The following is a 7,031-nucleotide window of genomic DNA, read 5'->3' as shown; positions in this document are numbered from 1 at the left end:
GGCCGCCCGCGACGACAATCAGGCCCCGGCGCCGTGGACCGCGGGCGGCGGCCGGCAGCAGCAGCGCGGGCAGCGCCGCGAGATGGATGAAGCCCAGCACCCACCAGAACGTCGAGGCGAAGGCCGCCGCCTGGACGACCGGGGCGAGGCCCGCCGCGGCGCCCTTCCCGGCGAGCTGCCGCTGGACGACCACCGCGAGCACCGCGCCGCCGAACGCGCCGCCGAGCTGCTGAAAGATCCGGATCGCGCTGGTGGCTCGGGGGATCGGCCCGCCCGTAGTTTCCAGACCAAAAACAACGCTAAGCAGTTGATCTAGGGCCGTACCTGGGGTGACTGTCTCAAGATGGCGGGTTGCGGGAGCCACTTCGCGGGGTTCCCGTCGTTCCCGAAAGGTGGGATGCCGCGCGGGCGCCCGCCCAAGCTGTCAGCGGTTGGCGGAATCTCGCTCCTGCGCTGCGAGGAAGTAGCGGTTCCACCCGTGCGGATCGATCTCGATGTCGCCACCGCGATCGACCGAGCGGTCACCGGCGCGAAACGCGGTCATCTCCGCGACCAGGTCATCGTTGAGTCGGCATGGAGCGCGGTGCTGGGAATGCTCCTGGTCCGCTCTCCAGCCCGCTCGCCGAGCCCGCCGTGCGCCTCTCAACGCGACGGGCTCACCACGGTCAGGAGTGCCTGCTGGGAGGGGTACTGGCAGGGACCCCCACTTGCCGCCTTGTCTTCCTACGCTGGGTTCATGGACAACCGGGCCGAAGTCAGCGCATTCCTCAAATCCCGCCGCGACAAGCTCATGCCTGAGCAGGTGGGCCTGCCGGTGTACGGGCAGCGGCGGGTGACCGGGCTGCGCCGTGGCGAGGTCGCGATGCTGGCCGGAGTGAGCGTCGAGTACTACACGCGTCTGGAGCGCGGCAATCTGGGCGGGGTCTCCGACAGTGTCCTCAACGCGCTCGCCCAGGCTCTGCGGCTCAACGACACGGAACGTGACCACTTGTACACGCTGGCGCGCGCGGCCAACGCAGGCCCGGCCCGCATCCGGCGCCATCCGAAGAAGACCGTCGTGCGGCCGAGTGTGCTGCGCCTCATCGAGGGCCTGCACGATCAGCCGGCGTACCTGCGCAACAACCGCATGGACATTCTGGCGGCCAATCCGCTTGCCCGCGCCCTGCACTGCGAGGCGTTCGAGGTGGAGCCGGTCAACACCTTGCGGTTTGTCTTCCTCGACCCGCGGGCCACCCGGCTGTACTGCGACTGGGAACGCGTGGCTCACGATGGGGTGGGCGCGCTGCGGGTCGAGGTCGCCAAGAACCCCTACGACCGCGACTTGCAGAACCTGGTCGGTGAGCTGTCCGCCCGCAGTGACGCCTTCCGCACCCTGTGGGGCGGGCGCGACGTGTACGTCTTCACCGGCGGGACGAAGCGGTTCCACCATCCGGCGGTGGGCGAGCTGGATCTGGTCCACGAAGTGCTGGACCTGCCCGGTGAGGACGGGCTTTCCATCATTGTCTACAGCGCCGATCCCGGCACACCGGCCGCGGACGCCCTGAAGCTGCTGGCCAGTTGGGCAGCCACCCAGCAGCAGGACGAGGCCGCCGCGCCAGCCGAGGGCGAGCGCTGAGGCTGGCTCCGGCTCCCTCCACGCGTGGCGGCCAGCCTGCCGACGCCCTCCTGCGGGCCGCGTTGCGGCACGCTCCTGACCGCCGCCGGCGGGTTTCTGTCTTCCCCGCTGTCGGCTCCCGGGCCAAGCTGCCGCCAAGGGTGCGGCTGCTGGGTGCCGTCGCCGCGGCGCAAGGCAACGGCACCTTCTGGGTGATTGCCGGTTCTACGCCACGCTCATCCCGGCCACCGTCGTGGCCGCCGGGCTTCTGGCAGCCATCACCTTGCGGGCGACCAACAGTTGGATGTCAGTGGCTATCAGCCTGAGGGGTTGAGCACGGAGCGACCGTCGTTCTACATCGTGCTGTGCCGGTTGTTGTTGGCCATTTCGCTGCCTTCTCGCTGCGCGGCGTGACCAGGACTACCCGGGTACCAACCTGAGGGTGTCCCACACGAGTTTCCCCTACCTTGGCCTCCACCCGCGTCCGTACCAGTACCCTCCGGTTCCATGAGCTCGACCGACTCCCGCCCGGACCCCGCCGGCCGGGTTACCACGGTCGAGATCTTTTTCGATGTCGTCTTCGTCTTCACCATCACCCAGCTCACCCGCGTCCTCGAAGACGACCTCACCTGGGCCGGCTTCGGCCGGATCGTCCTCATCCTCGGGGTGCTCTGGTACGCCTACACCGGATACGCCTGGCTGACCAACCAGCTGCCTCCCCGACGCCCCGCCCAGAAGATCACCCTCTTTGCCGGCATGGCCGGCTTCCTGCTCACCAGCGTCGCCATCCCCGCCGCGTTCACCGACACCGCCCTGCTCTTCGCCCTCGGCTACCTGGTCCTGGTTGGCATCCACTTGATCATGTTCAGCCTCTCTGCAGCCCGCGCCACCACGATCCGTGTCGCGCCCTACAACTTGGCCGCGGTGCTGCTCATCGGCCTCGCCGCGTTCGTCACCGGTCCCACCACCTACGCACTCTGGTTCGCCGCCGCCCTCGTCCAGGCCGCACTGCCCTACGTCACTCCACGGTTCTCCTGGATCCGCGCAGCCGGCAGCTACCAGGTCGCCGCCGAACATCTGGTGGAGCGCCACGGCCTGCTCGTCATCGTCGCGCTCGGCGAATCTGTCGTCGCCATCGGCGCCGGCGTCGACATCCACCACATCACTGCGGCCACCGTCACCGCCATAGTCATGGGCCTCGCCCTACCCGCTGCCCTGTGGTGGACCTACTTCACCGACACCCGCGTCGCGGCCCCCACCCTCGACGTCGCGGACCCCCGCACCCGTACTCGGTTGGCCGCCCGGACCTACGTCCTCCCGCACTACCTACTGCTGCTCGGTGTCGTCGCCACCGCCACCGGCATCCATGCCGCCATCGCCCATCCCGACCGCCCCGCTGGCACGGCCGCTGCCCTTGCCCTCGCCGGCGGCGTCGCCCTCTTCCTCGCCGGTACCAGCAGCGTCCGGCTCGCGTTGCGCCTCGGTCTGCCTTCGAGCCGGGTCGCCGGCGCCTTCGCCGTGTTTGCCACCGTGCCCCTCGGCATTGCCACGAACGCCCACACCCAACTTGCCGCCGTCATCGTCGTGCTCATCGCCACGCTGCTGGTCGGTCCTCGCCATCCGAGCCGGCGCGCGGCAACGGCGTGACTAGGCCCTGTCCTGTCGATCATGGGAGCCAGAGATGGCGGCGATGAGGACGAGGCTGGCCTGGTGAAGGGATGCGCGTTTGGCGTATCGGGTGGCCAGGTCACGCCACTGCTTGAGTCGGTTGAAGCAGCGTTCCACGACGTTGCGTTTGCGATAGATCACCTTGTCGAAGGCGGGTGGTCGCTGCGTTCCGGGATGACGTGCCGGATTCCCCGTTGGCGCAGTGCCCGGCGGGTGGAGTCGTGCGCGTAGCCTTTGTCGGCGATCAGCACGTCGGGACGCTTGCGGGGTCGCCCGGGTCCGGGCTCGTTGACCCGGATCGCATCCAGCAAGGCCAGTAGCTGGGGGTTGTCGCCGGCCTGACCGGGGGTGAGCAGGATCGACATCGGCCGGCCACGCCCGTCGACAGCCAGGTGGATCTTCGTGCTCAGTCCACCGCGGGACCGGCCGATGGCCTCACCGTCTTGCGCACCAGGCGTCGCCGGACTTGATGGGGAGCCCCTTTTTTGCGGGCGCCAGCGGCATGCTGGTGCGCCCGCACGATCGACGAGTCGATGCTGATCGTCCACTGCACCGGTGTGCCGTCATCGTGGACCTGCGCCGCCGCGAGGATCCGATCCCAGGTGCCATCGGCGGTCCATCGGCGCAGGCGTTCGTGGCAGGTCTTCCACGGCCCGAAGCGTTCCGGCAGGTCACGCCACGGCGCACCCGTGCGCAGCTTCCACAAGATCCCGTTGATGACCTGGCGGTGATCCCGCCACCGGCCCCGCGCACCACCCGGCTCCGGAAGCAGCGGCGCGATCACCGCCCACGCCTCGTCAGTCAGTTCACCACGACGTACCACCGGCACATCGTCAACGATCAACCACTACAAGATCGGCAGGACACGCCCTAGCCGGTCCAGGCCCCCGTATTTGGGCATGCGCTGCCTCACCACCCTCTGTGGAGCCGTCGCCTCGTCGGGCGTGGGGGCTCGGTCGAGGGTGGTCCCCCGGGCATGAGCACTGACATTTGGCGTTGACTGTCACCGGCCTAGGGCCTGTCCTGTCGATCATGGAAGCCAGATGATGGCGGCGATGAGGACGAGGCTGGCTTGGTAGAGGGACGCGCGTTTGGCGTAGCGGGTGGCCAGGTCACGCCACTGCTTGAGGCGGTTGAAGCAGCGTTCCACGACGTTGCGCTTGCGGTAGACCGCTTTGTCGAAGGCTGGTGGTCGGCCGCCGGCGCTGCCCTTGGCGGCGCGGCGGGCGACCTGGTCGCTGCGTTCGGGAATGACGTGCCGGATGCCTCGCTGCCGTAGGGCTCGCCGGGTGGAGTCGTGGGCGTAGCCCTTGTCGGCGATCAGCACCTCGGGGCGTTTGCGGGGCCGTCCGGGTCCGGGGTCGTTGATCCGGATCGCGTCCAGCAGGGCCAACAGTTGCGGGTTGTCGCCGGCCTGACCAGGCGTGAGCAGGATCGACAGCGGCCGGCCACGTCCGTCGACCGCGAGGTGGATCTTCGTGCTCAGCCCGCCTCGGGACCGGCCGATGGCCTCGCCATCTTGCGCACCAGGCGTCGCCGCACTTGACGAGGAGCCCCCTTTTTGCGGGCGCCAGCGGAATGCTGGTGCGCCCGCACGACCGAGGAGTCGATGCTGATCGTCCACTGCACGGGTGTGCCGTCGTCGTGCACCTGTGCGGCCGCGAGGATCCGATCCCACGTGCCATCGGCGGTCCAGCGGCGCAGGCGTTCGTGGCAGGTCTTCCACGGCCCATAGCGTTCCGGCAGGTCACGCCACGGCGCACCCGTACGCAGCTTCCACAGAATCCCGTTGATGACCTGCCGGTGATCCCGCCACCGTCCCCGCGCACCACCCGGCTCAGGAAGCAGCGGCGCGATCACCACCCATGCCTCATCGGTCAGCTCACCACGACGCACCACCGGCACATCGTCGACGATCAACCACTACAAGATCGGCAGGACACGCCCTAACGGCATGTCCGACAAAGGGTGTGCATATGGGCTCTGACCTGCTCGAACGCTTGGCATCGACGGTTGCTGTCGGTCACCGCTGGTCCGCCTTTGACGGCCTGGTGACGGCCTGGACCTGGTCCTCGTCGACCCTTGACCCCAGGCAACCAGCAATGCTCGCTGACCTGTATAGGGGAGAGCATCTAGCTGCCGCAACCTTCCACCGGAGTCCGTGGGCGAGCGAATTTTCATCCTGCGTAGCGGTTGGCTTCGACGTGGTGCAGGACGAGGATGGCCTGCACGATCGCGGTGGCGCGGCGTGGGCAGCAGCGCAGCTTGGCCAGGATCTTCCAGGTCTTGAGTGTGGCGATGGCTCGTTCGCCGCGAGCACGGATTCTCGTGTGCGCCCGGTTGACCGCCTTCTGCCGGCGGGACAGCTTCGGCCGGAAGCGTCGCCGCTTGAACGGGGGTGCGCATGCTGCCCCGAGCGCCCTGGTAGCCCTTGTCGGCGAAGGTCATCACGTCGGCGCTGGTCAGTGCGTCGATGATGCCGTTGATGCGGGCGGCGGTGAGGTCGTGCGCCGCGCCCGGCAGTGCCGGTGAGGCCCACACGAGCCGGCCGGCGGCGTCGGTGTTGACCTGCACGTTCACGCCATGCCGCTTGCGCTTGCCGGAGTAGTACGGCCTCTGGTCTGCCACACGGTCGATCGGGATCAGTGTGCCGTCCAGGATCGCGTACGCCAGGTGCCGGACGCGCCGCATCGCCGTGGCCAGGTCCTCGGCGACTGCGGCGAGCAGCATGATTGCTTCCTGTACATAGCGCCAGGCGGTGGCGACACCGATGGCGAACCCGGCGGCGAGCCGGGTGTAGGTGTCGCCATTGCGCAGGTGAGCCAGGGCGAGCAGCGCCTGTCGGCCCGGACCGAGGCGCGCCGCCATCGGGATCGACGCTGGTTACGGTGCGTTCGGATGAGGTCAGCGAGGTGGTTCAGGGTCCGGCTGGACAGCGCGATCGTGGAAGGGTAAGACAGCACAGGCGAGGCTCCCGGTCGGGGCATCGGATCTTGGTCGACCGCTGTCTTACCTGAAGCCTCGCCCTCATTGGTTCCCGGGCTCGCCGCACCCACCCTGAGCTGCAAGATCAGCTTGGAAAAGGCTCAGTGTGGTGGCCGTGGCCCTGGTCGTGCTGCTCGGCGCGGCCGGCTTCTCCACCAACCCGATTGTGGTCGGCGAGGTGGTCCGCATCGGCGGAGCCGGCCGTCCCTGCGATGGCCCTGGCCACGTCCGCGTTCGAGGCTGGCCCAGGGCCGAAGTGCCGTGGCTTGCGCGATCACGGCATGTCCTGCGCGCAGCCGCCGTGCGACCGGAGCCCGTTGGGGGTCCCTGCTGGTACCCCTCACAGCGAAGACTCCCACGTCAGAGGCGCTTCGGATTGCATGGATGAGTACCCCGATGTGGGGCGGCCGGGGCCGGTTCCCGGCATCGAACGGCCTGCTGAAGTGAAACAGATCACACTGCAGACCGTGTCCGCGTTTGGGCCGCTGGTGCCAGGACGCAGCCGCAGCTGGCATCCCCACCCTGGGAATCGAGGAGCAAACGACATGATCTCCCGTGAAGACCGCCGCGAGGCCGAACATCAGATCACCCGCCTGATCTACACCTACTGCCACCGGCTCGACGGCGCCGACCTCGAAGGCGCGGCGTCGCTGTTCGAGAACGCGCGCTTGCAGCTATCGCCCGAGGTGATCTGCCACGGCGCCGCGGAGCATCTCGCTGCCCTCGAGGTAATTCGTGTCTACGGTGACCGGCTCGGCACCCGGCATGTGGTGAGCACTTGATC

Annotated in this window: 5 protein-coding genes and 3 pseudogenes; 3 read left to right on the top strand and 5 right to left on the bottom strand. The window is 68.5% G+C overall.

Annotated features, from left to right (window positions below):
- Positions 1 to 364: pseudogene (locus JNW89_RS22420) on the bottom strand (hypothetical protein); the annotation flags it as partial.
- A 372-nt stretch (positions 365 to 736) separates the two neighbouring features.
- Between JNW89_RS22420 and JNW89_RS22415 the strand changes: the two are divergent.
- Complete coding sequence (locus JNW89_RS22415) at positions 737 to 1,615, top strand: helix-turn-helix transcriptional regulator (protein ID WP_238450387.1); 879 nt, start codon at positions 737 to 739, stop codon at positions 1,613 to 1,615.
- 486 nt (positions 1,616 to 2,101) lie between these two features.
- A complete protein-coding gene (locus tag JNW89_RS22410) occupies positions 2,102 to 3,241 on the top strand; it encodes a low temperature requirement protein A (protein ID WP_238450386.1) in 1,140 nt (379 codons plus the stop codon).
- On the opposite strand, the pseudogene JNW89_RS38955 reads toward JNW89_RS22410, so the two are convergent.
- The 4 genes and pseudogenes from JNW89_RS38955 to JNW89_RS22395 all read right to left on the bottom strand — a co-directional run.
- Positions 3,242 to 3,738, bottom strand: a pseudogene (locus JNW89_RS38955) (IS5 family transposase); the annotation flags it as partial.
- Positions 3,669 to 4,046 (bottom strand): IS5 family transposase, encoded by a 378-nt coding sequence (locus tag JNW89_RS38950; protein ID WP_375155129.1) that lies wholly within the window; start codon positions 4,044 to 4,046, stop codon positions 3,669 to 3,671. The gene JNW89_RS38950 and the pseudogene JNW89_RS38955, both read right to left, overlap by 70 nt.
- 246 nt (positions 4,047 to 4,292) lie before the next feature.
- A protein-coding gene (locus JNW89_RS22400) for an IS5 family transposase (protein WP_238450388.1) occupies positions 4,293 to 5,158 on the bottom strand; the annotation gives its coding sequence in 2 pieces (ribosomal slippage) (positions 4,293 to 4,825 and positions 4,825 to 5,158; 867 coding nt in all).
- Positions 5,159 to 5,439: 281 nt separating this feature from the next.
- Positions 5,440 to 6,225: pseudogene (locus tag JNW89_RS22395) on the bottom strand (transposase family protein).
- Positions 6,226 to 6,627: 402 nt separating this feature from the next.
- On the opposite strand from JNW89_RS22395, the gene JNW89_RS22390 reads away from it, so the two are divergent.
- Positions 6,628 to 7,029 carry a nuclear transport factor 2 family protein gene (locus JNW89_RS22390; protein ID WP_238450385.1) on the top strand — a complete coding sequence of 134 codons (402 nt, stop codon included), beginning with the start codon at positions 6,628 to 6,630 and terminating at the stop codon, positions 7,027 to 7,029.
- Positions 7,030 to 7,031: the final 2 nt, after the last annotated feature.

The sequence above is a fragment of the Micromonospora sp. 4G55 genome (genome assembly GCF_016803375.1).
Note: the sequence above shows the minus strand (reverse complement) of the source record. Positions and strands in the feature narration are given on the sequence as shown.

Excerpts from the sequence above, each read along its gene's own strand:
- JNW89_RS22415 (WP_238450387.1), top strand. The coding sequence starts at position 737 with ATGGACAACCGGGCCGAAGTCAGCGCATTCCTCAAATCCCGCCGCGAC.
- JNW89_RS22390 (WP_238450385.1), top strand. The coding sequence starts at position 6,628 with ATGGATGAGTACCCCGATGTGGGGCGGCCGGGGCCGGTTCCCGGCATC.
- JNW89_RS22410 (WP_238450386.1), top strand. The coding sequence starts at position 2,102 with ATGAGCTCGACCGACTCCCGCCCGGACCCCGCCGGCCGGGTTACCACG.